Source organism: Pseudomonas sp. SJZ079 (assembly GCF_007993865.1).
In the GTDB taxonomy this organism is placed as follows: Bacteria; Pseudomonadota; Gammaproteobacteria; order Pseudomonadales; family Pseudomonadaceae; genus Aquipseudomonas.
This window is the reverse complement of record NZ_VIUH01000030.1, coordinates 1-25577: the sequence shown is the minus strand read 5'-3', so window position 1 is coordinate 25577 and position 25577 is coordinate 1. Positions and strand designations below refer to the sequence as shown.

Sequence of the window (25577 nt, the reverse complement as noted above, 5' to 3'; positions counted from 1 at the left end):
CGATTCGCTTCAGGCCGGTTCGACAGTCACTGCTGCTGAGGGCTTGGCCGACGTCTGCAATTTCTTCATCTGTTCAACGCCCCAGAGCACGCGCTCGGGGGTGGCTGGCGCGTCGATTGCGGGCTGGACCCGGTAATCGGCGAGACTGGCGACGGCGTCCTTGATCGCGCACCACACGGCAATGCCGAGCATGAACGGCGGCTCGCCCACGGCCTTGGAATGGAACACCGTGTCTTCCGGGTTCTTGCGGTTTTCCACCAGCTTCACGCGCAGGTCCATGGGCATGTCGGTGATGGCCGGGATCTTGTAGCTGGCTGGGCCGTTGGTCATCAGCTTGCCTTTGTCGTTCCACACCAGCTCTTCCATGGTCAGCCAACCCAGGCCCTGGACGAACGCGCCTTCCACCTGACCGATGTCGATGGCCGGGTTCAGCGAGGCGCCGACGTCATGCAGGATGTCGGTGCGCAGCATCTTGTACTCGCCGGTCAGGGTGTCGACTATCACTTCCGCGCAGGCGGCGCCGTAGGCGAAGTAGTAGAAGGGGCGACCGCGGGCCTTGTCGCGATCGTAGAAGATCTTCGGTGTGCGGTAGAAGCCGGTGCTGGAGAGCGAAACCTGATTGAAGTAGGCCTGCTGAATCAGCGCCTCGAAGGAGAGAAACTGCTCGCGCACGCGGACTTGGCCATTGCGGAACTCGACATCTTCCGGGCTCACCTTGTGCTCGCGCACGAGGAAGTCGACCAGGCGTTGCTTGATGATCTGCGCGGCGTTCTGCGCGGCCTTGCCATTGAGGTCGGTGCCGCTGGAGGCTGCGGTCGGCGAGGTGTTGGGTACCTTGTCGGTGTTGGTCGCGGTGATCTGGATGCGCGAGATGTCGACCTGGAACACTTCGGCGACGATTTGCGCGACCTTGGTGTTGAGCCCTTGACCCATCTCGGTGCCACCGTGGTTCAGGTGGATGCTGCCGTCGGTATAGATGTGGATCAGCGCCCCCGCCTGGTTGAGGAAGGTGGCGGTGAAGCTGATGCCGAATTTGACCGGGGTCAGCGCCAGGCCTTTCTTCAGCACCGGGCTTTTACTGTTGAATTCAAGAATTTCACGGCGGCGCTTGGCGTACTCGCTGCTGGCCTCCAGATCGGCGGTCATCTCGGCGAGCATGTTGTGCTCGACCGGCTGGTGGTAATGGGTGACGTTGCGCTCTTCCTTGCCGTAGTAGTTGAGCTTGCGCACTTCCAGTGGGTCTTTGCCCAAGCTGCGGGCGACGGCATCCATGACCTCCTCGATGGCGACCATCCCCTGGGGGCCGCCGAAACCGCGGTACGCCGTGTTGGAGGCGATGTTGGTCTTGCAACGGTGACCGTTGATGGTGGCGTTGCCGAGGAAATAGGCGTTGTCCGCGTGGAACATGGCACGGTCGACGATGGAGCCGGACAGGTCGGGCGAGTAGCCGCAGTTGCCGGCCAGTTCCAGCTGGATGCCATGCAGCAGGCCGTTGTCGTCGAAGCCGACGTCATACTCGACATAGAAGGGGTGACGCTTGCCGGTGATCAGCATGTCCTCGACACGCGGCAGGCGCATCTTGGTCGGGCGGCCGGTGAGGTGGGCAATCACCGCACACAGGCAGGCGGGGCCGGCGGCTTGGGTTTCCTTACCGCCAAAGCCGCCACCCATGCGGCGCATGTCGATGACGATCTTGTGCATCGGTACGCCGAGCACCTCGGCGACCAGTTTCTGTACTTCGGTGGCGTTTTGCGTCGAGGTATAGACGATCATGCCGCCATCTTCGCTGGGCATCACCGACGACACCTGGGTTTCCAGGTAGAAGTGCTCCTGGCCGCCGATATGCAGTTTGCCTTGCAGGCGGTGTGGCGCAGTGCTCAGGGCCGCGGCGGAGTCGCCGATCTTGTGCTGATGGCTGTCGAGCACGAAATGCTTCTTGCGCAGCGCCTCTTCGACGTCCAGTACCGGCACCAGATCTTCGTATTCGATGACCGCCGCCATGGCGCCTTTACGGGCGTTTTCCAGGCTGTCGGCCGCGACCGCGATGACCACTTGGCCGACATATTCGACCTTGCCGTCCGCCAGCAACGGATCACCGGCGACTACCGGGCCGATGTCCAGTTGCCCGGGCACATCCTTGCTGGTGATGGCGATGGCCACGCCTGGCACTGCATAGCAAGGCGCGGTATCGATCTTAACGATACGGGCGTGGGCGCGGTCGCTCATGCGCGCATAGACGTGCAGCTGGTTGGGGAACTCCAGGCGGTCATCGACGTAGACGGCTTCGCCGGATACGTGCTTGTCGGCGCTCTCGTGCTTGACGCTGCGACCGACGCCGCTGGTGATGCCGGCGCGGAACAATTCGGCCAGCTCCGCCTGGGTTTTCGGAGTTTCGTGATGGTTAGACATAGGCGGTCACCCGGGTTTCGACTTCGGGAGCTTGCAGCTCGAGGAAGAATTTACGCAGCAGGTTCTGCGCGGTGAGCAGGCGATATTCCTTGCTGGCACGGAAGTCGCTGAGCGGGGTGAAATCTTCGGCCAGGGCTGCGCACGCGCGCTCTATCACCCCTGGGTACCAAGCAGCCCCGTTGAGCGCTGCCTCGCAGGCGGCGGCACGCTTGGGGATCGCCGCCATGCCACCGAAGGCGATGCGTGCGTTCTGTACCACGCCGTCCTTAACCTCGAGGTTAAAGGCGGCGCAGACTGCGGAAATGTCATCGTCCAGGCGCTTGGACACTTTGTAGGCGCGGAACGCCTGGGTGCTTTTCGCGCGGGGTACGATGATCTTCTCGATGAATTCGGCTTCCTGGCGGGCGGTGACCTTGTAATCGAGGAAGTAGTCTTCGATCGGCAGGGTGCGGGTCTCGCTGCCTTTGCGCAGGACGATCTGCGCGCCAAGGGCGATTAGCAGCGGCGGGGCATCGCCGATGGGCGAGGCGTTGCCAATGTTGCCGCCGAGGGTGCCCTGGTTACGGATCTGCAACGAGGCGAAGCGGTGCAGCAACTCGCCGAAGTCCGGGTAGTCCTTGGCCAGCGCGGCGTAGCAATCGGACAGCGAAGTGGCGGCGCCGATCTCGATGTGGTCGGCGCTGACCTCGACGCGCTTCATGGCTTCGATATGACCGACGTAGATCATTACCGGCAGTTCACGGTGGAACTGGGTGACTTCCAGGGCCAGGTCGGTACCACCGGCCAGCAGACGGGCCTGCGGGTTAGCCGCGTAGATGTCGGCCAGGTCGGCGACGGTGAGCGGTAACAGGCAGCGCTTGTCGCCGCTGTTCAATTCGGCGGTTTCGCGTGGGGCGATGGCCTTCAGTTGCGCGACAGTCTCGGCTTCGGCAGCGTCGAACTGGTCCGGCTGCTTCTGGCAGCAGGCCTGCTCGGCGGCGTCGATGATCGGGCGATAGCCGGTGCAGCGACACAGATTACCGGCCAGGGCTTCCAGGGTGCCGGCCTTGTCGAAGTCTTGGCTGTTCTTCTGCAGGGCGAACAGCGACATGACAAAGCCGGGGGTGCAGAAGCCGCACTGTGACCCGTGGCAGTCGACCATGGCCTGTTGCACGCTGTGCAGCTTGCCTTGGTGCTTGAGGTCTTCGACGGTGATCAATTGCTTGCCGTGCAGGGAAGAAACGAAGGTCAGGCAGGAGTTGAGGGTGCGGTAACGCACACGTTCCCCCTCCAATTCGCCGACTACAACGGTGCAGGCACCGCAGTCGCCAGAAGCGCAGCCTTCTTTAGTCCCGGATTTGCCCAGATGTTCACGCAAATAGTTGAGTACGGTGACGTTAGGGTCGAGTTGCTGCTCGGTGCGCAGCTCTCGGTTGAGTAAAAACTGGATCAAGGAAGACCTCCAGGCACTTTATTGTTTTGAACGGGCGGCTCGTATGGTGCAAATCTAGAGTTTTCTGACTTTTGGGTCAACAAATATTTGACCTTATAGTCAGGTAGTTGTCATGCGATTAGGTTATGAGCTCACGAAGTGCGGGAAGCGAGTTGTATCAGGTTAGCCGGTCATGCCGGGAGCGGCTCTAATACGGCTTCCAGGTGGGCAGGGCAAAACTACAAGAATGCGCTGGCTCATGGCCGAGCCAGGCAGTTGCCCGATGCGCCGAAATGTCGCCGCCATCCATGAACTCGTCAGGACTGCTGTGGCCAATATCTGCAGGTGGATGCGCGCTACTAATAAGGTAGGACGAAGCGTCTGGCTCTGCGGCCAATGATCGGACTCCGATGGCTCAGCAGCTTTTGCTCGAGTCGATAACGGCATGCGTTTACTCGTACGTTAGCGCTGGTAACTGTTGCCAATGCGACAGCAAATTGCGTCGGTTCGACAGCCTGATCTACGCCTATGCCTCTAAAAGCGATAAATTCGATAGGCTTGCAACTATCCGGCCACGCCTTCACAAGAGGTGAGTGGCTCATCTCTGGCTCCGCTTAACCGGCAGGGCGACGTTTCCCCAAACCGTCGGGAAGCTCTCGATTTTTTTGACCTTCTGCCTGTGGTACTCCCCTCTATGACTCGTTTGCAAGGCTCGGATCTCCTGGCCCTCGGTTTTATGACGTTTGCGCTGTTCCTAGGCGCCGGTAACATCATCTTCCCGCCCAGTGCCGGTATGGCCGCGGGGGAGAATATTGGCTTGGCTGCACTGGGCTTTCTGCTCACGGGTGTCGGTCTGCCACTGCTCACCATCGTGGCTCTGGCCCGGGTAGGCGGCGGCATGCCGCTGCTCACCGCGCCACTCGGCAAGCGTGCCGGCGTGCTCTTTGCCGTGGCGGTTTACCTGGCCATCGGTCCCCTGTTCGCTACGCCACGCACGGCGGTGGTGTCGTTCGAGATGGGCGTAGCCCCCTTTACCGGGAATGGTGGCACGCCGCTGTTGGTCTACAGCCTGGCGTATTTCGCTGCGGTGATGTTTCTGTCGCTCAATCCGGGGCAACTGGTCGACCGTATCGGCAAGTTCATCACCCCGGTATTGCTGGCGGCGCTATTGGTGCTCGGCGGCGCCGCGCTGGTCGTTCCGGCCGGCGAGATCGGCCAGGTGTCAGCGGATTATCAGGCTGCACCTTTCGTGCAGGGCTTTCTGCAGGGCTATCTGACCATGGATACCCTGGGTGCGTTGGTGTTTGGCATCGTGATTGCCACTGCAATCCGTGATCGCGGTGTGACCGACGCTTCGCTGATCACCCGTTACTCGGTAATTGCCGGCCTAATTGCGGCGGCCGGGCTGTCATTGGTCTATCTGGCGTTGTTCTACCTGGGTGCCACCAGCCAGGAGATTGCCGGTGAGGCGCAGAATGGCGTGCAGATACTCTCCGCCTACGTGCAACACACCTTCGGCATCGCCGGCAGTCTGCTGCTGGCCATCGTCATCACGCTGGCCTGCTTGACCACCGCGGTGGGCCTGCTCACGGCCTGCGGCGAGTTCTTCAGCGGCTTGCTGCCGATCTCGTATCGCGTGGTCGTGCTGGTGTTCGGTCTGTTCAGTCTGTTGGTGGCCAATCAGGGGCTGACGCAGTTGATCAGCGTCTCGGTACCGGTGTTGGTCGGGCTCTACCCGCTGGCGATCGTGCTGGTGACGCTTAATCTGCTGGGTGGTCTGTGGTTGTCGCCGCACCGGGTGTTTGTACCGGTGATGACGGTGGCGCTGATATTTGGTCTGGTCGATGGCTTCGCCGCCGCGGGGTTCAAGCACCTGCTGCCTACGCTGTTCAGCGAACTGCCGTTGGCTGCACAAAGCCTGGGCTGGCTGGTGCCCGTACTGGTGACGTTGCTGCTGACGGCCGCACTCGACCGGGTATTGGGCAGCCCGAGTCCGCAACTGGCTTGAGCACTGTCCACCACAAAATGGCCGCCTCATCAGGCGGCCATTTTGTTGGTCAGTTGCAGGCGATGGCTGGCTATAATCGGCGCGTGCTAACAAGGAGTTTCCATGCCGATCAGTGACATCTACCTGCCGCATCTGCTTGCCGTCCTCTGGTTCGTGCTCTGCTGGGCCGGCTATAGCCGGTATGCTTATTACAAGGGTCGCACTACACCGTGCTTGGCCAGTGTGCTGCACCTCTATCGGGAAGACTGGATGCGCCGCATGTTGCTGCGCGACAACCGCATCGCCGATGCCAGCGTGATCGGCAACCTGGAGCGCAACGCCTCGTTCTTCGCCTCCAGCACCCTGATCATTCTCGCGGGTATCCTCACAGTACTGGGTGCTTCGGACCGCGCGCTGTCGCTGTTGGCGGACTTGCCCTTTGTCCAGGCCGCCAGTCGCGAGATGTCCGAGGTCAAGTTGCTGGCCCTGGGGGTGGTGTTTGTCTACGCCTTCTTTACCTTTAGTTGGTGTATGCGTCAGTACAATTTTGCTGCGGTGCTGGTCGGCTCTGCGCCCATGATAGGTGAACGGCATGTGACCGCGCAGGAGCGCAAGGCCTACGCCGAGCGAACCGCGCGGGTGATCTCGATGGCCGCCAACGAATTCAACTATGGCCTGCGTGCCTATTATTTCGGCATGTCGACCCTGGCATGGTTTATCAATCCCTGGTTCTTCATGCTGGTGACCGCGGGTGTGGTGCTGGTGCTGTACCGCCGCGAGTTCCACTCCGACGTGCTGGAGGTGATGGTCTACACCCAGACGCCAATGCTCGAACCGCTCAAGGAGAAAAGTGAATGAGCCTGCCATTTTGGTGCATCTTCATCAGTGCACTGCTGATTTTCCTGGCCAAGGCGCCGGTTGCCAGAGCCATGCAGCAGGAGAGCGGCACCTACGACAACCGTCACCCGCGCAGTCAGCAAGCCCGGCTCAGTGGTTTCGGCGCACGGGCTTTGGCCGCGCACCTGAACAGCTTCGAGGCATTTCCGTTGTTTGCCGCAGGCGTGCTGATGGCCCATGTGACCGGGACCCAAGGCTTGCTGGTGGATGTTTTGGCGGTGACTTTTGTGGTGTCGCGCGTGCTCTACCTGCTGTTCTATTGGGCCGACCTGCATTGGCAGCGCAGCCTGGTATGGGCACTGGGGTTACTCTGCAGCCTGCTGCTGATGCTCAGCCCGGCGCTGTAGCTGCTGCAGAAACGACAAGGCCCGCATCATGCGGGCCTTGTCGTTCAATCAGCTCGGTTACTGACCGTCGACTGCGTCTTTCACCTCGTCAGCGGCGTCATTCATAGAGTCTTCGATTTTTTCGCCGGTGGTCGGTTCAGTGCCCATTACTTGATCGGCTTTCTGCTCGATAGCATCGCCCATGGACTCGGTGGCTTCCGAAAGAGACTCCTTAGCGGACTCCATCTTGTCTTTCGGGGTGTCATCACAGGCAGCCAACGCCAAAGTAGCGGCGAGAAGCAGGGCATAAGTAAATGGTTTTTGCACAGTCAGTACTCCTTGTAAGTGTTCGTTATCGCTGGGGGCCCCAGACATGGCCTTTTGAACATCATTAGTTCTATGAAGTTCCCGGCGTTTTACTGGGAAGTGCTCACTGCTCTAGTCGCTCTGAAGTGCCGCAGTCGCTGCCAGGCGTTATTATGCGCGCCCCCTATGTCGGTGTTATGGGACTGAATCAATGAGCGATACCGTTATTCTCGAGCGAGCGCAGCGTTTTTTGTCGGCCTTGCGCCATTGTCAGGTGCTCGGTATCCAGGTCCTGAGTGCCGATCCGCAGGGCCTGACCCTGCACTTGCCTTACAGCCCGCAGATAGTCGGCAATCCGCAAACCGGGGTTGTTCACGGCGGGGCCATCACCACCCTGATGGACACCACCTGCGGTATCTCCATTGTCTGCGCGCTGCCCGAATTCGAGGCATGCCCGACACTCGACCTGCGCATCGATTACATGCACCCAGCCGAGCCGGATAAGGATGTCTACGGTTTTGCCGAGTGTTACCGGGTTACGCCGAACATCATCTTCACCCGCGGCTATGCCTACCAGGATGACCCCCAGCAACCGATCGCCCACGTGGTCGGCACCTTTATGCGCATGGGCAAGGGTCTTCAAGGCAATAAAGAACTGCAGCGCACTATTCAAGGCGCTGGCGCATGAGCGGCTTGAACCTCGATCAACTGGTGCGCCAGGCCCATGATCAGAATGATTACGACCCGCTAATCAACCTGATCCCCTATGCCAAGCTGCTCGGCATCGAATGTCTGCGCCTGGGTGACGACATGGTCTTTCGCCTGCCGGCGAACAAGGACAACATCGGTAACCCGATTTTGCCGGCGATTCATGGCGGGGTGATCGCCGGTCTTATGGAACAGGCTGCCATGCTTCATCTGCTGATGTTCATGGGTACGCCACATTTGCCGAAAATCATCGACTTCTCGATAGATTACCTACGCGCAGGTCATTATCGTGACACCTATGCCCAGTGTCAGGTGTGGCGCCAGGGGCGTCGCGTGGCCAACGTCGCAATTACGGCCTGGCAAACCAAGCAAACCGAGCCCATCGCCACGGCCCGTGCGCACTTCAAGGTCGATGAGCCTTAGGTGCGGCTGACCGTGAGAGCAGGCCGACCTACCCACAAGGAATACGAATGTCTGCGTTGTTGATCCTCGGCGGCTTGCTGCTAATCCTCGCCGGGCTGGTCTGGCTGGTGACGCGCGCGTTTGGTACCAGCCTGTTGTGGGGCTGGGCCAGCCTGCTGCCGCCGCTGACCCTGCTGTATGTCCTGCGGCACTGGCGCATGGCGCGCCAGGCCGTGGGACTCAGCGCTTTGGGCCTGATTCCCTTGATTGTCGGCCTGACGCTGCTGGCCAGTCAGGACTCACAACGCCTGCAAGCCATCCTTAGCCTGCAATGGCTCAAGGCCGAGGCGCAGTTGCCTGCTGACCTGGCCATCGAGTTGCGTGGCGAACTGCATGGCCAACCCTTCTCGCCGCAGCAGGGCGAGTTGATCGATGGCGTGCTCAGTCTGCGCGAAGGGGGCGATTTCTTCGCGCGGCGCGAGATCGTTATCCGCCTGGTCGAGCCGGTGAACGATGTTGTGCGTCTGGATGTTTTACCAGGCGATAAGGGACCCTTGCCGGAAGTCGAGGTCAGCTGGCTGTTGCCGGAGCAAGATCTGCCCGAGGCGCGCCGACTGGCTCGCGGCTACACCCTGCACCTGGACCTCAAGCCGCTGCCGCCGAACAAGCTGATCGGCGATTTCCATCTGGTGCTACCGGCACAGTTCAAGACCACCTTGAGCGGTAAGGTCGAGTTGTTCAGCGATGGCTTGCGCTACCGTGCCGGCAAGGTCGATCGACATGTCGACTCTGCCGATACCCTGGCCTTCATCATCAGCGATTACTTACAACGCCGCTTTGTTACCCGCAGGGTGCGGCTGAGCAAGCTGCCGCCGATCACGTTGCCGGCGAAGAGTGTCGAACTGCAGGTCGAGGCCAAGATCAAGGGGCAACTGCAGACCCTGCCGATTCTGCTGAGCAAGAGCGAGGTCGAGGGTTGGTCTGTCCGGGGCGATCGCTTCGCGTCATTGCCGGAAATCAGCCGTGCCCCGGCACCAGTCGCCAGCCAGGTATCCGCCGAGGCGGTCAAAGAGCCAAGCGGCGAGCGTGTCGGTCGCCCACTGGATCGCCGAGTGCGTTTCAGCCTGAACGCCTTGCTGCGCAACCCCAGTCGTTACCAGAACCTGACGATGCGGGTGTCGACTGTACGTGGCAGCAATGCCGAAGGGCGTTTCCAGGGCGTCGATCAAGACGGTCGCATCGTCATTCGCCAACGCCTGAAGAGCCAGGGCGTGGCCAGTTACAGCCTGAGCCCAGATGAGGTCAACCGGATCGAGCTGCTCGAACCCTGAGCCATGAATTGACTAAACACTTGAAATCCCAGTCGAAGCCCCCATCTGCATGACATCCGCCGCGCTGCGGCTCACGTCAACAATGTGGAGTTAAACGACCATGAGTGTGGAAACTCAAAAAGAAACCCTGGGCTTCCAGACCGAGGTGAAGCAAATGCTTCACCTGATGATTCATTCGATGTATTCGAATAAGGAAATCTTCCTCCGGGAACTGATTTCCAACGCCTCGGATGCTAGCGATAAGCTGCGCTTCGAAGCGCTGGCCAAGCCCGAGTTACTGGAAGGTGGGGCCGAGCTAAAGATCCGCATCAGCTTCGACAAAGCAGCCAAGACCCTCACCCTCGAAGACAACGGCATTGGCATGAGCCGCGAGGAAGCGATTACCCACCTGGGCACCATCGCTAAATCGGGCACTTCCGACTTCCTGAAGAACCTCTCGGGCGATCAGAAGAAGGATTCGCACCTGATCGGTCAGTTTGGCGTGGGCTTCTATTCCGCGTTTATCGTCGCCGACAAGGTCGATGTCTTCAGCCGTCGCGCCGGTCTGACAGCAGGCGAGGGCGTGCACTGGTCGTCGAAAGGTGAGGGTGATTTCGAGGTTGCGACCATCGAAAAAGCCGAGCGCGGCAGCCGCATCGTGCTGCACCTGAAGAAGGGCGAAGAAGAGTTCGCCGATGGCTGGCGCCTGCGCAACATCATCAAGAAGTACTCCGACCACATCGCCCTGCCGATCGAACTGCCAAAAGAACACCACGGTGAGGAGAAAGACAAGCCGGCCGAAGTTGAGTGGGAAACCGTCAACCGCGCCAGTGCGCTCTGGACTCGGCCGCGTACTGAGATCAAGGACGAGGAGTACCAGGAGTTCTACAAGCACGTCGCCCACGACTTCGAGAACCCACTGAGCTGGAGCCACAACAAGGTCGAGGGCAAGCTGGAATACACCTCGCTGCTCTATGTGCCTGGCCGTGCGCCGTTCGACCTGTACCAGCGCGACGCCTCCAAGGGCCTCAAGCTGTACGTACAGCGTGTGTTCATCATGGATCAGGCCGACGAATTCCTGCCGCTGTACCTGCGCTTCATCAAGGGCGTGGTGGATTCCAATGACCTGTCGCTGAACATCTCCCGCGAGATTCTGCAGAAGGATCCGATCATCGACTCGATGAAGTCGGCGCTGACCAAGCGTGTCTTGGATATGCTGGAGAAACTGGCGAAGAACGATGCGGAGCAGTACAAGGCGTTCTGGAAGAACTTCGGTCAGGTGCTCAAGGAAGGTCCGGCGGAAGACTTCGCCAACAAGGAAAAGATTGCCGGTTTGCTGCGCTTCGCCTCCACTCAGGATGCCAGCGGCGAGCAGGTCGTCTCGCTGGCCGAGTACCTCGGCCGAATGAAAGAAGGCCAGGACAAGGTCTACTACCTGACCGGCGAATCCTACGCCCAGGTCAAGAACAGCCCGCACCTGGAGGTCTTCCGCAAGAAAGGCATCGAAGTGTTGCTGCTCACCGACCGTATCGATGAATGGCTGATGAGCTACCTCACCGAGTTCGACGGCAAGCACTTCGTCGATGTCGCACGTGGCGACCTGGACCTGGGCAAGCTGGACTCTGAAGAGGACAAGCAGGCTCAGGAAGAAGTGGCCAAGAGTAAGGAAGGTTTGGTCGAGCGTCTGAAAACCGCCCTTGGCGAACAAGTCGCCGAGGTGCGAGTGTCGCACCGTCTCACCGATTCGCCGGCTATTTTGGCCATTGGCGAACAGGACCTTGGCTTGCAGATGCGCCAGATTCTCGAAGCCAGCGGGCAGAAAGTGCCGGATTCCAAGCCTATCTTCGAGTTCAACCCTGCTCATCCGCTGATCGAGCGCCTGGATGCCGAGCCGGACGAGGATCGTTTTGGCGATCTGTCGCACATCCTCTTCGACCAGGCGGCTCTGGCGGCGGGCGATAGCCTGAAGGACCCGGCGGCTTATGTGCAGCGGCTGAACAAATTGCTGGTCGAACTTTCGGCCTGATATACCCCCCCAGTAAGGAATAAGCCCGCAATGCGGGCTTTTTTCTTGGCTATTGAATAACAGGCGCTACCGTTGAAAGGGTTAACCCTTGAACGGGAGTGCGCTCGATGAACAGATCACTTATACCCCTTGCTCTAGTTGGCCTGGCCGGTTTGGCTGAGGCTGCCGTCGTGGTCAAACCCGTGCCTTATGAGATTGATGGTCAGGCCTTCGAGGGCCGTTTGATCTATGACGATGCGGTGACCGGTCAGCGCCCCGGATTATTGATGGTGCCGGACTGGCTCGGTGTTACCGATAACTCGGTGAAGCAGGCGGCGCTCGTCGCGGGCGACAAGTACGTGGTGTTTATGGCCGACATGTACGGTAAGGCGATACGACCTGCCAACGCCGAGGAGGCCGGGGCGGCAGCCGGGGCCGTGCGGGCGGATAGAGCCCTGATGCGCAAGCGCGCCCAGGCTGCGGTCGAGGTGATGAAGCAACAGGGTGATCAAGTCGCCTTGGATGCCGACAAACTAGGGGCTATAGGCTTCTGTTTCGGTGGCGGTACGGTGCTGGAGTTGGCCCGTTCGGGGGCGCCGCTGAAAGGCTTCGTGTCCTTCCATGGCAACCTGGATACGCCAAATCCGGCTGATGCCCAGAACATCAAGGCGCCGGTGCTGGTGCTGCATGGTGCGGATGATCCCTCGGTACCGCCGGCACAGGTCGATGGTTTTATCGCCGAGATGAAAGCCGCAAAAACCGACTGGCAACTGGTCAGCTATGGCGGCGCAGTGCATTCCTTCACCAACCCGCTGGCGAATGTGCCAGGACGCAACGCATACCATCCGCTAGTCGCAAGTCGCGCCTATCGGGCGATGGATGAGTTGTTCGATGAGGTGTTTGCCGCTCAATAGCCGCCTGTACGCAGGGGGCTGACTGGCTTTCCAGGCTGGTGCGTTCAGCCGCTTCCACGGGCTGGCGCGCCGAGATGCACCGACTACGCCACGGGTAATGCCTGTGAGCGTGCACTGAACCCGCGCAGGCTTATCTGGGTCTACCCTGCTCGATTGTCAGGAGGACACCCTTTGCGCTTTCTATATTTGACCCTTGCCCTGCTCATTGGCCTGTCTGTCAGCGCTGTACAGGCACGCGAATACCGTTACAGCGATGCCCATCTGCACTACGTGGACTTCTTCCAGGAAAGCGCCGGCATGCCTGATTTGCTCAAACAGATGTCGGCGGCGAATGTCGACCATGTGATGCTCTCCGGTATCCCTGTGGCGAAAAAATGGCATGAAAACGAACCGAAGCGGCCGCGCTATTACGCCGGTGATGATGCGGACGCCTACTGGTACAGCGCCACCGACGTGCTGATCGCCCATGCCTATAAACAGTTATCGGAGAAACAGCGGCAACGCTTTCATCCATTTCTATCCGGCTTCAACCCCAATGACAAAAACGCCGATGCGCATATCCAGCGCATGCTCGAACTCGATCCGGGGTTGTGGCAGGGCATCGGCGAAGTGTTCACCCGGCATGACGATCTCACCGCATTGATTTCCGGCGATGTACCCCGCGCGAATAATGAGGCTTTGGCGCGGGTCTATCACCTGGCCGCCGAGCACGATTTACCGGTGATGTTACATTCCAATATCACTTCAAAACGTGAGCGTAACCCACTGTATTTACAAGAAATTGAAGATCCGCTGCGCAACCATCCGAGTGTTCGCTTCATCTGGGCACATGCTGGCACTAGTGTGGAAATCCACCGCCATCAGAAGAAGTTGGACTTTCTCTTACCGACCTTGCAACGCATGCTTGAGGACTACCCGAATCTGTACATCGATCTGTCCTGGAGCGTACTCAAGCCGTACCTGTTGGATAAGCAGGGAAGCCCCGATCCCGAGTGGCTACGCTTGGTCAGCCGTTACCCGACCCGATTCATGTTGGGTTCCGATGTGGTCGGGCGCTTCGACAGCTTGGACGAGTACCTCAGCGGTTTTGCACCCTTCCTCGATGCTTTGCCGGAAAAGGTGGCGCATCAGGTCGCCCGCGATAATTTCCTGGCGGTGTTGCCGCGTCGGGTGCGGGACGGGTTGCCGAAGTAAGGCTGTCATTCGGCTGTCACAAGGGTGTCATAGCCTCGCGCCATCCCAAACAAGGAGCGAGATATGCCCTACACCCGTTTCAGTGCGTTAGCCGCACTTATGTTCATGACCGGCTTGGCGCATGCCGAGGTACGAGTCGAGGGGGCCGTGGAGTACGGCACGTTTGCCAGTCCCCTGCATGACTTCAAACCTGGCGAGCGGATATTGGCCCGCAGCAGCCAGCAGATCGAACGTACTGAGGTAATCTCAGCCAAACTCGGCACCAAGTTTGGCGTACGCTACAACTTGGTAGGTAAGCGTGCGGATGAGGCTCCCCTGATGTTGTTCTATCTCACGCCAGGCGTCGTCACCCCCGATGGCATACGACACGACAAGTTCGAGTTGATGCAAAAGCTGGCGCCGGGAGCGGCTCAGGAGGTTATGGCGTTCGAGTTCACCGAGCCCCATGAAGTGGTGCCGGGAGAGTGGCGTTTTATGGTGTTTCAAGGGGACCGTAAGCTACTGGAGCAGCGTTTCGACGTACGTTAAGGCTCTTGTGATGAAAAAAAGCTCAAGTCAGTCAATGGCTTGGGCTTTTTTCTTGAGTGGCTCTCAAGAACGGGCGGTCGAGTGCCGATACTCAACTAGAGTGTAAATCAATGTTGTACTCACAACGGTGCTTGGGCGTCTGACTGTAGCCAGTGTCTGGTGCGGCAGCGGCAGCCTTTGAAGGAGCTTCTCGATGACGCTGCGGAATCTGAATATCGCCCTCCGGTCTGCGCTTAGCTTTGCTGTGGTTGCTTTGCTGGTGTTGATTTTGGGTGGCTTTGCCTTGCTGCAGATGTCGGAGATGCAAAAGCGGTCTGACGAGACCGATCAAAATTGGTTACCCAGCATTGTGGCGTTGAATCAGGTCAGTCAGAACTTTCTGCGCCTGCGCACCGTATCTGTACGCCTGTTGTTGCAGCGTGAGACTGCGCTGAACGAGAAGGACTACAGCCGTGCAGAAGAGTTGCGCGGCGATCTTAGCAAGGCACTGTCTACGTTCGAACTCACGGCTGACAGTCCCGTAGAGAAGTCGTTCATTGCTAAGTTTGTGCGGGCCAAAGATCTGTACCTGAAGGATCAAGATAAGGTCATCGAACTGAACAGACGTAATGAGTTGGATGAAGCTCAGGTCTTGGTCTCTGGCCCCATGCAAGTACAAGGCGATGAGATGGCCCGTGCCCTGGAAGAGTTGGTGGCATTCAATGATAAGGGGGCTAAAGAGTCTACTTTGCGCTCTCAAAAGGTATTTGAGACGGCGCGTAATGGGGTGATCGTGACCATAGTATTGGCGGCGCTGGCGACCGTGGTGTTGGCGCTGCTATTCACCCGCAGTATCGTCACGCCGTTGAACGAAGCCGTGAAAGTGGCCGAAGTAATAGCTTCTGGCGACCTGACCCAGCAGATTGAGGTCGAGGGGCAGGACGAGCCGGCGCGTTTGCTTAGCGCGCTGAAGAACATGCAGCAGAGCCTGCGCACGACGATTCAAGGTATTTCCGACTCCTCCAGTCAGTTGGCTTCCGCCTCGGAAGAGCTCAGCGTGGTGACCGAAGACGCCACCCGTGGCCTGCATCAGCAGAGTAATGAAATCGAACAAGCCGCCACGGCGGTGAATCAGATGACTGCCGCAGTGGATGAGGTGGCGCGCAATGCGGTGACCACCTCAGAAGCCTCGCGCGAGTCCGACCTGACGGCGCGACATGGTCGTGAACAGGTGATCAAGACCGTCGACTCCATCGGCCACCTGGCGCAGGACGTGACCACTACTGCCGCCGAGGTGGAAGACCTGGCCAACAAGGTGCGCGATATCAGCAAGGTGCTCGATGTAATTCGCTCAATCGCCGAACAGACCAACCTGTTGGCGCTGAATGCCGCTATCGAAGCAGCGCGGGCCGGCGATGCCGGACGGGGTTTCGCTGTGGTGGCGGACGAGGTGCGGGCGCTGGCGCATCGTACCCAGCAGTCGACTCAGGAAATCGAGCAGATGGTCAGCGGTATTCAGCAAGGTACGGACAAGGCGGTCGCGGCCATGCAGAGCAGTAATGGACGCGCGCGCGACACCCTGGAGGTGGCCCGTGCGGCCGGCAAGGCGCTGGATGAGATCGCAGTCGCCATCGGCCAGATCAGCGAGCGCAACCTGGTGATTGCCAGCGCCTCCGAGGAGCAGGCCCAGGTTGCCCGCGAGGTGGACCGCAACCTGGTGAACATCCGCGATCTGTCCCTGCAGACCTCGGCCGGGGCTAACCAGACCAGTGCTTCCAGCCAGGAGTTGTCGCGCCTGGCGGTGGACCTGAATACGCTGGTGGCGCGCTTCTCCGTCTAAGCCCGGACGCTTAACACTCCCAGTTGCAACGACAAGGGCGCCCACTCGGCGCCCTTGTCGTGTGTGGGCTGTGGCCGCGAGCTATAGTCCCTGAATGTGGACGAGACGGGACAGCGCAATGGCCGAGCCGATCCGGGTTCTGGTGGTGGACGATGACGCCGAGGTGCGTCAGTTGCTGCTGGACTATCTCGGTGACCACGGTTACCAGGTGGATGTTGTCGCGGATAGCGTGCAGCTGCGTGCGGAACTTGAGCGCCAGCTGCCCGATGTGGTGCTGCTGGATGTCGGTCTGCCGGGGGAAGATGGCTTGAGCCTGGCGCGCTTTCTGCGCGAGCGTCACGATCTGCCAGTGATCATGATTTCCGGCGCGGGTAGCGCCCTGGATCGTATCGTCGGCCTGGAGGTGGGGGCCGACGACTACCTGGCCAAGCCCTTCGATCCGCGCGAATTGTTGGCGCGTTTGAAAACTGTGCTGCGGCGCTACCGCCGCGTCCCGACGGCGGCCGATGCCGAGCAAGCTTCGTCCGGCCTGCAATTGGGAAGCTGCCGACTCGACCTCGAGCGGCGCCAGTTGTTCGATGGCCAGGGCACCGAGATTGCCCTGACGGCGATGGAGTTCGACCTGCTGCAGGCTTTCGCGCAGCGGCCGAATCGTCCGTTATCGCGCGATCAATTGCTCAACCTCACCCAACACCGTGACTGGAATCCCTTCGATCGCTCCATCGATATTCGCATCGCCCGCTTGCGTCGCAAGCTGGAGCCAGATTCGGGCAAGCCGCAGATCATCCGTACGGTGCGTGGTGTCGGTTATATGTTCGTGCCTAGCGGCTGACCGGCCCTTTGTTTCAATTGTTTCAGTACTGTTGTAGGTTCGCCGGGAGCTGTGGGGGCGCCTCTATACTGAGGTTTGACTGCCGTTCCCGGAGGCTATCCACGTGAGCCAGCCAATGCCGATCCCTGCCGCGCCACCAAGCGCTGTCGAGCACCAGCTACGGCAGATCGTCGACAACAGTAACGCGGTGATCTACGTAAAGGATCTGGATGGCAGACTGCGTTTGGTCAACCGGGCCTTCGAGCAGCTGTTCCAATTGCGCTCTGAACAGGTGCTGGGGCGAACCGACCATGAGCTATTTCCGTGGGAGATGGCCGATGTGTTACGGAGCAACGATCAGCACGTAGCGCGCAGTGGCGAGGCAATGGAGTTCGAGGAGCAGGTACTGCTGGGCAACGGGTCGTACACCTACCTGTCGAGCAAGTTCCCGCTGTTCGACGACGCGGGTCGGGTTACTGCCGTGTGCGGCATTTCCACGGATATCAGCTCACGCAAGAATCTTGAGGACGCCTTGCGGTATGTCGCATTGGGCGTCTCAGCGGCCACCAGTGGCGAGGTGTTCGAGGCCATCGCGCGCTACATGGCGCGCTCGTTGGGTGCCGATTTCGCGTTCGTCAGCCGGGTCAATACCGATGGCCAGAGTCTGACTACCTTGGCCTTGTACTACGGCGGCAAACTGCACAGTAATGCCACCTATCAAATAATGGGCACGGCCTGTCAGGAGGTTTTGGGTAAGGCGTTTTATTGGGTGCCCAGTGGTTTGAGCCAGCGCTATCCGAATGATCGAACCCTGATGGCTTTCGGTGTGGACAGCTACGCGGGCTATCCGTTGTTCTCCAGCGATGGTCGGCCGCTGGGCCTGATCGCCGCCGGTCGTTGTGGGCCGCTGGAGGATCGCGGTCGTATCGAGTCGGTGCTGAGGATCTTCTCGGTACGCGCGGCGGCGGAAATCGAGCGACTGGAAGCCGAGGCCAGTTACCGGGCGATCTTTGACAGCTCCGAAGACGCGATATTCGTCCACGATCTGGATAGCAGGGCTCTGGTCGACGTCAATCCCAAGGCCTGTCAATCCTATGGCTACAGCCATGCGGAAATGCTCAAACTGAGCATCGACGACTTCAGCGCGGGCGATTCGCCCTATACCGGCAAGGAGGCCACCACCTATCTGGCCCGCGCTGCTGCGGGTGAGACTCAGCGTTTCGAATGGCACAGGCGCAACCGCGACGGCAGCCTGCATTGGGATGAAGTGCTGCTCAAGCGTGCCACCATCGGCGGGGTCGAGCGGATTCTCGCCTTTGCCCGCGAGATCACCCAGCGCAAAGAGGCCGAGCAAGCCCTGCGCTCCAGCGAGATGCAGCACCGGGCGATCGCCAATACCGCGCTGGACTGCTTCATCGGCATGGATGAGCTGGGACGGGTGCTGGCCTTCAACCCGGCGGCCGAACAGTGTTTCGGTATGAACCGGGAGGAGGTGTTAGGCCGTCCGTTTCTTGAGTTGTTTATCCCCGAGCGCTTTCGCGAGACCTATGAACGAGGCATCGAACATTACCTGGAGACCGGACAAGGTTCATTTCTCGGTAAACGCATGGAGGTGGTCGCGAAGCGCGTCAGCGGCGAGGAGTTTCCCGCCGAGCTGGCCTTGACGGTGGTGCGAGGCGATGAGGGGCCTCGGTTCATTTGCTACCTGCGTGACATTACCGAGCGTAAGCAGGCCGAGACCGAGCGCGTGCGTCTGGAGCAGCAGTTGCGCCAGGCTCAGCGCATGGAGGCAATAGGCCATTTGACTGGCGGTATCGCCCACGACTTCAACAACCTGCTGACCAGCATGCTCGGGTACACCGTGATGGCTCAGGAGCAGGCTGAGCAACTGCATAATGAACGGCTCGACAAATACTTGACGCGGGTGCAGCGCTCGGCGGAAAAGGCCCGTGACCTGATCCAGCAGATGCTCACCTTCAGTCGGGGCAGCCGCGGCAAACCGCAGGTGGTAGCGCTCGACCTGGTGCTGGGCGATTTCATCAAGTTGGTTGAGTCGACCCTGCCGGCCAGTGTTGAGCTCGAGACCGAATTGACCCACGAGCTGCCGCAGGTGCTGGTTGACCCTGTGCAGCTGGAGCAGGTGCTGATGAATCTCTGCATCAATGCGCGCGATGCCATGGGCAGTACCGGCAGGCTGCGCGTCAGCCTGCGACTTGAGGATCGTCAGGTGGATGCCTGTGCGTCCTGCCAGCAACCCATTCAGGGGCGTTTCGTGGCGCTTACCGTGAGCGACAGTGGGCCGGGAATCGCCGCAACGGTGCGTGCGCATATGTTCGAGCCGTTTTTTTCCACTAAACCCAGCGGTCAGGGCAGTGGCATGGGGCTGTCGATGGTGCACGGCATCGTCCATGAATACGGTGGGCATATCCTGCTGGAGACGGCGTCCGGCACGGGCACCACTTTCCGCATTCTGATTCCGGTATTGAATGGCCTGAACAGTGACGAGCAACAGCGGCCAGCCAACCGACTACCGCCGATGCCGCGCAGTGCGCTACGCGGGCGTGTGGCGGTGGTCGATGACGATCAGCAAGTCGCCGAGTTCATGGTCGAGCTGCTTGAGGGTTGGGGCCTGTCAGCCCAGGCGTTTTGCGATGCCGAGCAAGCCAGCGAGCTACTGGTGGCGGATCCTTACGCCTGGGACTTCGCCATTCTCGACCAGAGCATGCCGCGGCTCAGTGGGCTGCAACTGGCCAGGCGGGTATTGGCTGCTCGCACTGACCTGCCAATCGTGCTCTACACCGGCTTCAGTGATTCGCTGGTGGAAGCCGAGGTGATGACGCAGGGGCTCAAGGCGCTGCTGACCAAACCGCTGGATCAGTCGCGCCTGCATGCTTTGCTGTGCAGCAATCTGGCGACAAGCGGAACGGACTGATACAGCGCCGATACAAACTGATCGGCACTTGCCATCGTTCAGATACAGACCAAGCGCAACCTGCCCATGACTGCAGCGTTCTGCAGCCACCCCTTCAGTCTCCTTGGGCAGGATCGGATCATGAACAGTTATCTCAAACGCATCGGGATCTTCTTCTACGGTCTTCTCAGCTACGCGGTTTTCCTCGCCACCTTCGTCTATGCGATCGGTTTCGTCGGCAACCTGCCGTTCGCGGTCAATACCCTCGATGGTCCGCTACAGATGCCGCTCGGGCAGGCTGTGCTCATCGATGTGCTGTTGTTGGGGCTGTTCACCGTGCAGCACAGCGTGATGGCACGCCCGGCTTTCAAGCGCTGGTGGACGCGCTATATCGCAGTCGAAGCGGAGCGTAGTACCTACGTGCTGTTCTCCAGTCTGGCGTTGCTCCTGCTGTTCGTTTTTTGGCAGCCGCTGGGAGGGCAGGTCTGGCGGATAGACAACCCGTCCGGACGCTTGCTGATGGCGGCAGTCTTTGGCTTTGGCTGGGCGCTGGTGCTGTACAGCACTTTCCTGATCAATCACTTCGACCTGTTCGGTCTGCGCCAGGTGTGCCTGCAACTGCTGGGTAAGCCTTACACCGGCCTGGAGTTCAAGACGCCGGCGGTCTACAAACTGGTCCGTCACCCGCTGTACGCCGGCTGGTTGCTGTGCTTCTGGGCGACGCCTAGCATGTCCTGGGCGCACTTTGTGTTCGCCGTATTGACCAGTCTGTATATCCTGATCGCGATTCAGCTGGAGGAGCGCGATTTGACTGAAGTACACCCAGAATATCGTGACTATCGTCGCCAGGTACCTATGCTGGTGCCGCGGATCACCCGGCGAGAGAAGCCAGGGGTCAGCGGTGAAGTGGCCTAACGCTGCGCGAAGCTGTGAGGCCAGAAACGACAAGGGCGCCATCTAGGCGCCCTTGTCGTGTGCGGGGGAGGCTTACTTGCCGGCCCAGCGCTTCAGCACCAGCGTGGCGTTGGTGCCACCGAAGCCGAAGCTGTTGCTCATCACAGTGTCGATCTTGGCGTTCTCGAGAGTCTGGCTCTGGATCGGCAGGTCGGCGACTTCAGGGTCGAGTTCTTCGATGTTGGCCGAGCCGGCAATGAAGTTACCTTCCATCATCAGCATGCAGTAGATCGCTTCCTGCACGCCAGCCGCGCCGAGCGAGTGCCCGGACAGGCTCTTGGTCGAGCTGATAGCCGGTGCCTGGTCGGCGAATACTGCGCGTATACCCCGAACTTCCGCGACATCGCCGACGGGCGTGGAGGTGCCGTGGGTATTCAAGTAGTCGATCGGCGTGTCGACCGTGGCAAGCGCCTGCTGCATGCAGCGGATTGCACCTTCACCGCTCGGCGCGACCATGTCGTAGCCGTCGGAAGTGGCGCCGTAACCGACGATTTCCGCATAGATCTTGGCGCCACGCTTGAGTGCGTGCTCCAGTTCCTCGACCACCACCATGCCGCCGCCACCGGCGATGACGAAACCGTCACGCTTGGCATCGTAGGCCCGCGAGGCTTTTTCCGGGGTCTCGTTGTATTGGGTGGAGAGGGCGCCCATGGCGTCGAACAGGCAGCTCTGGCTCCAGTGCTCCTCTTCACCGCCGCCAGCGAAGACTATGTCCTGCTTGCCCAGCTGAATTTGCTCCATGGCTTGGCCAATGCAGTGAGCACTGGTGGCGCAGGCGGAGGAAATGGAGAAGTTCACACCTTTGATTTTGAACGGAGTGGCCAGGCACGCGGATACCGTGCTGCCCATGGTGCGGGTGACGCGGTATGGGCCGATGCGCTTGACACCTTTCTCGCGCAGGGTATCGATGGCTTCCATCTGGTTTAGCGTGGAAGCGCCGCCGGAGCCGGCGATCAGCCCGGTGCGCGGATTGGAAACTTGCTCATCGCTGAGGCCTGAATCCTTGATAGCCTGTTCCATGGACAGGTAAGCGAACGCTGCGGCGTCGCCCATGAACCGGTAGACCTTGCGGTCGATCAGTTCTTCCAGATTCAAGTCGACCGAACCGGATACCTGGCTGCGCAGGCCCTTTTCGGCGTATTCCGGGTTGAAACGGATACCCGACTTGCCGGCGCGAAGGCTGGCGGAGACGGCTTCTTTGTCAGTACCTAGGCAGGAAACTATGCCCAGACCGGTAATCACGACGCGACGCATGGAGAAAATCCTTTAGAAACTGTCGGTAGAGGTAAACAGGCCGACGCGCAAGCCTTCGGCGCTGTAGATCTCACGGCCATCGACGCTAACGGTGCCATCGGCGATGGCCAGGATCAGCGAACGGGTGATGGTGCGTTTGATCTGAATGTTGTAAGTGACTTTCTTGGCAGTCGGCAGTATCTGCCCGAAGAATTTTACCTCGCCCGAACCGAGCGCGCGACCGCGGCCGGGGTTACCTTGCCAGCCGAGGAAGAAACCGACCAGCTGCCACATGGCGTCGAGGCCGAGGCAACCCGGCATTACCGGGTCACCCTCGAAATGACAGCCAAAGAACCACAAATCCGGGTTGATATCGAGTTCAGCGACGATCTCGCCCTTACCGTACTTGCCGCCAGTATCGCTGATATGGGTGATGCGATCGATCATCAGCATGTTCGGGGCGGGCAGTTGCGCATTACCTGGGCCGAACAGTTCACCGCGACTGCAGCGCAACAGGTCTTCCCGGGTGAAGGCGTTTTGTTTGGTCATGCGAGCTCCTAATTAATCCCCACGCGCCAAGGCTGGGCAAATCGTCCTGGCCGGCGGCGCACTCTGTGCGCCTGCCAACAGCCTAGTCATAGACTGTTGCGTTGTGGTGAAAGTCACAGCGCGATAAATACAGTTGTACTCCGCTCGCGCTAGCTTGTCATAAATGCCCTGTTTGTGCGCTGCAAGCAAGGGTGCAGCACTTTAACCAGTCTGAACAGTCGTCGATGGTCGGGGGGGCAGCCAGCGCTGCAGTATTCGTTGCAGATCGGCACGTTTGAAGGGCTTGGCCAGGTAATCGTTCATCCCCGCATTCAGGCAGGCCTCGCGGTCGCCCTGCAGGGCGTTGGCGGTGAGCGCGATGATCGGCACATCGGCATGGCCTGCGAGCCGGCGAATCTGTCGAGTGGCTTCATAGCCATCCATGATCGGCAGACGGCAATCCATCAATATTGCGGAAAAGTCCTGACGTTCGGCGCTATGCACTGCCTGGGCACCATCGCCGACCAGACTGACCTGGTAGCCGAGGCTGCGCAGCATGGCCTCGATCACTGTCTGGTTCACCGGATTGTCCTCGACCAGCAGCACCTCCTGGCCCTGACCCTGGCCACCCTCTGCCGGCACACCCTGCGCCGTCGGTCTGGGTTGGCGGGAGAAGGGTAGTGGCACTTCCAAGGTGAAGATCGAACCGCGGCCCTCTTGGCTTTCCGCGCGCAGAGTGCCGCCCATGCGTTCGGCCAGGGTGCGCGCGATTGGCAGGCCAAGGCCGGTGCCACCGTAACGCCGTGAGATTGAGTTGTCGGCTTGGCGGAAGGCGTCGAACATATGCTCCAGACGCTCGGGCGAGATGCCGATGCCGCTGTCGTGTACCGCACAGCTGAACCAGAGCACCTGATCGTCCAGCTCTTGCCAGTGGGTTTCTACACGCAGGCCGCCTTCTTCGGTGAATTTCAGGGCGTTGCCAATCAGGTTTACCAGAATCTGCCGGATGCGCGTCGGGTCGCCCTGAACCTCCAGCTGCTCCAGGTCATTTTGCGCCTCCAGTTCCAGGGCCAGGCCACGCTGCTGGGCGCTGTGCTGGAACACTTGCACCGACCCCTGAAGTAATTCCAACAGATTGAAGGGGATGCTTTCCAGCTCCAAGGCGCCGCGTTCGATCCGCGAGAAGTCGAGAATATCGTTGATCACCTTCAACAGGTGCTCGGTTGATTCAGTGGCCAGCGCGGCATACTCCTCCTGCTCCTGGGTCATCTCAGTGGTTTCCAGCAGCTGCAACATGCCCAGTACGCCATTCATCGGTGTACGCAGTTCATGGCTCATCATGGCGAGAAAGTCTGATTTGGCACGGTTAGCCTGCTCAGATTCCTCGCGGGCCTTGATCAGTAATGCCATGGCTTGCTGTTGCTCATGGCTGGCGCGGTCGAGACCGTTGGCCAGCTCGTTGATGTGCCGTGCCAGTGCGCCCAGCTCACCCTCGCCCAGCTCGGGTAAGGCGGTGCGGTAGTTGCCGGCCTGAATCGCCGCAACCGCATTGGCCATAGCGCTCAGCGGCTGCGATAAGCGCCGCGCCAAGCGGCGCGCAAGCATGAACGTCAGAAGTAAGGCAAGCAGCGCCAGCACTGTGGCTTTAAGGAGGATTTCCTGCTGGCGGGTGTTGAAGGCGTCAGCGGACATGCCGACCACGACGTGGCCAAGATCGGCATTTTCGGGTGGTGAATGCAGGGTGCTGGGTGCTAGGAAGAAGTCGTTGCTCAGCTCGATCCGTTGCAGTCGTATGGGTGCCTGGAAAACCTCGACCTGGGCGCTGCCTTGATCCTGGTTGTTGGGTTGCTCGACGTAGACCAGGATGTTGTCCTTGCTGTCGCGTACCTCGAGAAAGCGCACGTGCGAGGTCTTGAGAGTGGCCTGCAACAGGTTGTCGAGCACGTCCAGATTGCCGGAAATCACCCCGTACTCGGTCGCCGGGGCCAGCTGGTTGGCAATCAGTTGGCCGGTGTGGTTGACCTCCTGGCGCAGGTCCTGCAACCGGGTGAAGGTGAAGAAACCGCTCAGCAACAGGGTTATCAGCAGTGCAGGCCCCAGGCTGATTAACTGCGTGCGGGTATGGATATCCCCGCTAAGGCGCAGGTTCATGGCGTCTCTCCTTGAGCAATTTGTCGCGCCAACATGGCGTCATCGGCCAGCTCGATCGCCAAGGCGCGCGTTGGCGTATACGCGGGTAATGGGTAAACCAGGGTTGCTGGACCCGCAGGGCGGGTCAGGCGCCACTCGAGCGCTTTCGCACCGAACAGGACCAGGCGTGCGTGGGGCGGCAGTTTGTCCGCTCGTTGCAGCTGCGCTAACGGCTGAAAACGCACCAGGTCCTGTGGGCGACGTTGCGCCAGGGCGACCGAGAATGCGCGTAAGGTCGGGTTGTCGTCGGCGCTGCTGAGGATGATCTCGGCGGCACGTAGAGGGGCTGCGCAGAGTAAACAGCAGAATAAGCGCCAATGGCACATCCATGGGCCTCGCGAAGAACTCTTCCGTGAGTGATTACAACGCATCCTAGAACTCTAGCTCCGCTCCGAGATACAACAGGTGTCGCTCGTCGCAGTGATTGTTCTGCCAGGCAACGGCTCGCGACCCGATAGCTTGCTGGCCGCTAATCCAGTTAGCCGGCGCAGAGGGAAGAGGGCGGGTGCAGAACATCTCACAACAACCTTGTTCGCGCTAAAAAGGTGCGCATGTTAACCGAGCTGCGTGGCTTTACCAGTCGGCCGCGCACACTGCGGGTTATTTATCTTGAGCCGCATGGGTATGGACCTGAAACGGGCTAGTGTTCCGTCCCTCAAATAACTACTATTAATCGAGTGTATTGAGGGGCGGAGGCGGGGCTATGAGAACAGGCCGACCGAAGGCTGAGCTGG

Annotated in this window: 21 protein-coding genes; 14 read left to right on the top strand and 7 right to left on the bottom strand. The window is 59.9% G+C overall.

Translation table 11 applies throughout. The features are described 5' to 3' along the window. Nucleotides 1-9: 9 nt before the first annotated feature. Both xdhB and xdhA read right to left on the bottom strand, forming a co-directional pair. A complete protein-coding gene (gene xdhB / locus FBY03_RS20160) occupies nt 10-2409 on the bottom strand; it encodes a xanthine dehydrogenase molybdopterin binding subunit (RefSeq protein WP_147174135.1) in 2400 nt (799 codons plus the stop codon). Continuing rightward, entirely contained in the window at nt 2402-3841 is a 1440-nt protein-coding gene (xdhA, locus tag FBY03_RS20155; RefSeq protein ID WP_147174134.1) for a xanthine dehydrogenase small subunit, read from the bottom strand. The genes xdhB and xdhA overlap by 8 nt, the downstream gene beginning before the upstream one ends. A 673-nt stretch (nt 3842-4514) precedes the next feature. Between xdhA and brnQ the strand changes: the two genes are divergently transcribed. The 3 genes from brnQ to FBY03_RS20140 all read left to right on the top strand — a co-directional run bounded on the left by brnQ (nt 4515) and on the right by FBY03_RS20140 (nt 7051). Beyond that, a complete protein-coding gene (brnQ, locus tag FBY03_RS20150; RefSeq protein WP_147174133.1) occupies nt 4515-5828 on the top strand; it encodes a branched-chain amino acid transport system II carrier protein in 1314 nt (437 codons plus the stop codon). Between the two features lie 102 nt (nt 5829-5930). Beyond that, a complete protein-coding gene (locus FBY03_RS20145; protein ID WP_147174132.1) occupies nt 5931-6665 on the top strand; it encodes a DUF599 domain-containing protein in 735 nt (244 codons plus the stop codon). Continuing rightward, nucleotides 6662-7051, top strand: a complete 390-nt coding sequence (locus tag FBY03_RS20140) for an MAPEG family protein (protein WP_147174131.1) — start codon at nt 6662-6664, stop codon at nt 7049-7051. The genes FBY03_RS20145 and FBY03_RS20140 overlap by 4 nt, the downstream gene beginning before the upstream one ends. A gap of 57 nt (nt 7052-7108) precedes the next feature. Here the strand turns inward: FBY03_RS20140 and FBY03_RS20135 are convergent, their stop codons facing one another. Further along, nucleotides 7109-7357 carry a hypothetical protein gene (locus tag FBY03_RS20135; protein WP_147174130.1) on the bottom strand — a complete coding sequence of 83 codons (249 nt, stop codon included), beginning with the start codon at nt 7355-7357 and terminating at the stop codon, nt 7109-7111. Nucleotides 7358-7547: 190 nt separating this feature from the next. Here FBY03_RS20135 and FBY03_RS20130 point away from each other — a divergent pair, with 190 nt between their 5' ends. The 11 genes from FBY03_RS20130 to mddA all read left to right on the top strand — a co-directional run bounded on the left by FBY03_RS20130 (nt 7548) and on the right by mddA (nt 20853). Next, a complete protein-coding gene (locus FBY03_RS20130) occupies nt 7548-8024 on the top strand; it encodes a PaaI family thioesterase (RefSeq protein WP_147174129.1) in 477 nt (158 codons plus the stop codon). Continuing rightward, a complete protein-coding gene (locus FBY03_RS20125; protein ID WP_147174128.1) occupies nt 8021-8467 on the top strand; it encodes a PaaI family thioesterase in 447 nt (148 codons plus the stop codon). The genes FBY03_RS20130 and FBY03_RS20125 overlap by 4 nt, the downstream gene beginning before the upstream one ends. A gap of 47 nt (nt 8468-8514) precedes the next feature. Next, complete coding sequence (locus FBY03_RS20120; protein WP_147174127.1) at nt 8515-9777, top strand: MFS transporter; 1263 nt, start codon at nt 8515-8517, stop codon at nt 9775-9777. A gap of 100 nt (nt 9778-9877) precedes the next feature. Beyond that, nucleotides 9878-11782 (top strand): molecular chaperone HtpG, encoded by a 1905-nt coding sequence (htpG, locus tag FBY03_RS20115; RefSeq protein WP_147174126.1) that lies wholly within the window; start codon nt 9878-9880, stop codon nt 11780-11782. A 107-nt stretch (nt 11783-11889) separates the two neighbouring features. Beyond that, nucleotides 11890-12675 carry a dienelactone hydrolase family protein gene (locus FBY03_RS20110; RefSeq protein ID WP_147174125.1) on the top strand — a complete coding sequence of 262 codons (786 nt, stop codon included), beginning with the start codon at nt 11890-11892 and terminating at the stop codon, nt 12673-12675. 153 nt (nt 12676-12828) lie between these two features. Continuing rightward, entirely contained in the window at nt 12829-13869 is a 1041-nt protein-coding gene (locus tag FBY03_RS20105) for an amidohydrolase family protein (protein ID WP_371920797.1), read from the top strand. Nucleotides 13870-13932: 63 nt separating this feature from the next. Continuing rightward, nucleotides 13933-14397, top strand: a complete 465-nt coding sequence (locus FBY03_RS20100) for a DUF3859 domain-containing protein (protein ID WP_147174123.1) — start codon at nt 13933-13935, stop codon at nt 14395-14397. A gap of 193 nt (nt 14398-14590) precedes the next feature. After that, nucleotides 14591-16216, top strand: a complete 1626-nt coding sequence (locus FBY03_RS20095; RefSeq protein WP_147174122.1) for a methyl-accepting chemotaxis protein — start codon at nt 14591-14593, stop codon at nt 16214-16216. 118 nt (nt 16217-16334) lie between these two features. Further along, on the top strand, nt 16335-17048 hold the full coding sequence (locus tag FBY03_RS20090) for a response regulator (protein WP_147174121.1): 714 nt from the start codon (nt 16335-16337) through the stop codon (nt 17046-17048). Nucleotides 17049-17151: 103 nt separating this feature from the next. Next, nucleotides 17152-19959 (top strand): PAS domain S-box protein, encoded by a 2808-nt coding sequence (locus tag FBY03_RS20085; protein WP_256678006.1) that lies wholly within the window; start codon nt 17152-17154, stop codon nt 19957-19959. A 120-nt stretch (nt 19960-20079) separates the two neighbouring features. Further along, nucleotides 20080-20853 carry a methanethiol S-methyltransferase gene (gene mddA / locus FBY03_RS20080; RefSeq protein WP_147174120.1) on the top strand — a complete coding sequence of 258 codons (774 nt, stop codon included), beginning with the start codon at nt 20080-20082 and terminating at the stop codon, nt 20851-20853. 72 nt (nt 20854-20925) lie between these two features. Here mddA and fabB read toward each other — a convergent pair whose 3' ends face one another. From fabB to FBY03_RS20060, 4 genes are all read right to left on the bottom strand, one after another. Next, a complete protein-coding gene (gene fabB / locus FBY03_RS20075; protein ID WP_147174119.1) occupies nt 20926-22146 on the bottom strand; it encodes a beta-ketoacyl-ACP synthase I in 1221 nt (406 codons plus the stop codon). 12 nt (nt 22147-22158) lie between these two features. Then, complete coding sequence (gene fabA / locus FBY03_RS20070) at nt 22159-22674, bottom strand: 3-hydroxyacyl-[acyl-carrier-protein] dehydratase FabA (protein WP_147174118.1); 516 nt, start codon at nt 22672-22674, stop codon at nt 22159-22161. A gap of 201 nt (nt 22675-22875) precedes the next feature. Then, a complete protein-coding gene (locus FBY03_RS20065; protein WP_147174117.1) occupies nt 22876-24804 on the bottom strand; it encodes an ATP-binding protein in 1929 nt (642 codons plus the stop codon). Beyond that, complete coding sequence (locus tag FBY03_RS20060; protein WP_147174116.1) at nt 24801-25169, bottom strand: hypothetical protein; 369 nt, start codon at nt 25167-25169, stop codon at nt 24801-24803. Before FBY03_RS20060 ends, FBY03_RS20065 begins: the two co-directional genes overlap by 4 nt. Nucleotides 25170-25577: the final 408 nt, after the last annotated feature.

What these genes read in the sequence shown, in the direction of transcription:
- xdhB (WP_147174135.1), bottom strand. Translation starts at nt 2,409, where the DNA reads ATGTCTAACCATCACGAAACTCCGAAAACCCAGGCGGAGCTGGCCGAA.
- brnQ (WP_147174133.1), top strand. Translation starts at nt 4,515, where the DNA reads ATGACTCGTTTGCAAGGCTCGGATCTCCTGGCCCTCGGTTTTATGACG.
- FBY03_RS20145 (WP_147174132.1), top strand. Translation starts at nt 5,931, where the DNA reads ATGCCGATCAGTGACATCTACCTGCCGCATCTGCTTGCCGTCCTCTGG.
- FBY03_RS20140 (WP_147174131.1), top strand. Translation starts at nt 6,662, where the DNA reads ATGAGCCTGCCATTTTGGTGCATCTTCATCAGTGCACTGCTGATTTTC.
- FBY03_RS20130 (WP_147174129.1), top strand. Translation starts at nt 7,548, where the DNA reads ATGAGCGATACCGTTATTCTCGAGCGAGCGCAGCGTTTTTTGTCGGCC.
- FBY03_RS20125 (WP_147174128.1), top strand. Translation starts at nt 8,021, where the DNA reads ATGAGCGGCTTGAACCTCGATCAACTGGTGCGCCAGGCCCATGATCAG.
- FBY03_RS20120 (WP_147174127.1), top strand. Translation starts at nt 8,515, where the DNA reads ATGTCTGCGTTGTTGATCCTCGGCGGCTTGCTGCTAATCCTCGCCGGG.
- htpG (WP_147174126.1), top strand. Translation starts at nt 9,878, where the DNA reads ATGAGTGTGGAAACTCAAAAAGAAACCCTGGGCTTCCAGACCGAGGTG.
- FBY03_RS20110 (WP_147174125.1), top strand. Translation starts at nt 11,890, where the DNA reads ATGAACAGATCACTTATACCCCTTGCTCTAGTTGGCCTGGCCGGTTTG.
- FBY03_RS20100 (WP_147174123.1), top strand. Translation starts at nt 13,933, where the DNA reads ATGCCCTACACCCGTTTCAGTGCGTTAGCCGCACTTATGTTCATGACC.
- FBY03_RS20095 (WP_147174122.1), top strand. Translation starts at nt 14,591, where the DNA reads ATGACGCTGCGGAATCTGAATATCGCCCTCCGGTCTGCGCTTAGCTTT.
- FBY03_RS20090 (WP_147174121.1), top strand. Translation starts at nt 16,335, where the DNA reads ATGGCCGAGCCGATCCGGGTTCTGGTGGTGGACGATGACGCCGAGGTG.
- mddA (WP_147174120.1), top strand. Translation starts at nt 20,080, where the DNA reads ATGAACAGTTATCTCAAACGCATCGGGATCTTCTTCTACGGTCTTCTC.
- fabB (WP_147174119.1), bottom strand. Translation starts at nt 22,146, where the DNA reads ATGCGTCGCGTCGTGATTACCGGTCTGGGCATAGTTTCCTGCCTAGGT.
- fabA (WP_147174118.1), bottom strand. Translation starts at nt 22,674, where the DNA reads ATGACCAAACAAAACGCCTTCACCCGGGAAGACCTGTTGCGCTGCAGT.
- FBY03_RS20065 (WP_147174117.1), bottom strand. Translation starts at nt 24,804, where the DNA reads ATGAACCTGCGCCTTAGCGGGGATATCCATACCCGCACGCAGTTAATC.
- FBY03_RS20060 (WP_147174116.1), bottom strand. Translation starts at nt 25,169, where the DNA reads ATGTGCCATTGGCGCTTATTCTGCTGTTTACTCTGCGCAGCCCCTCTA.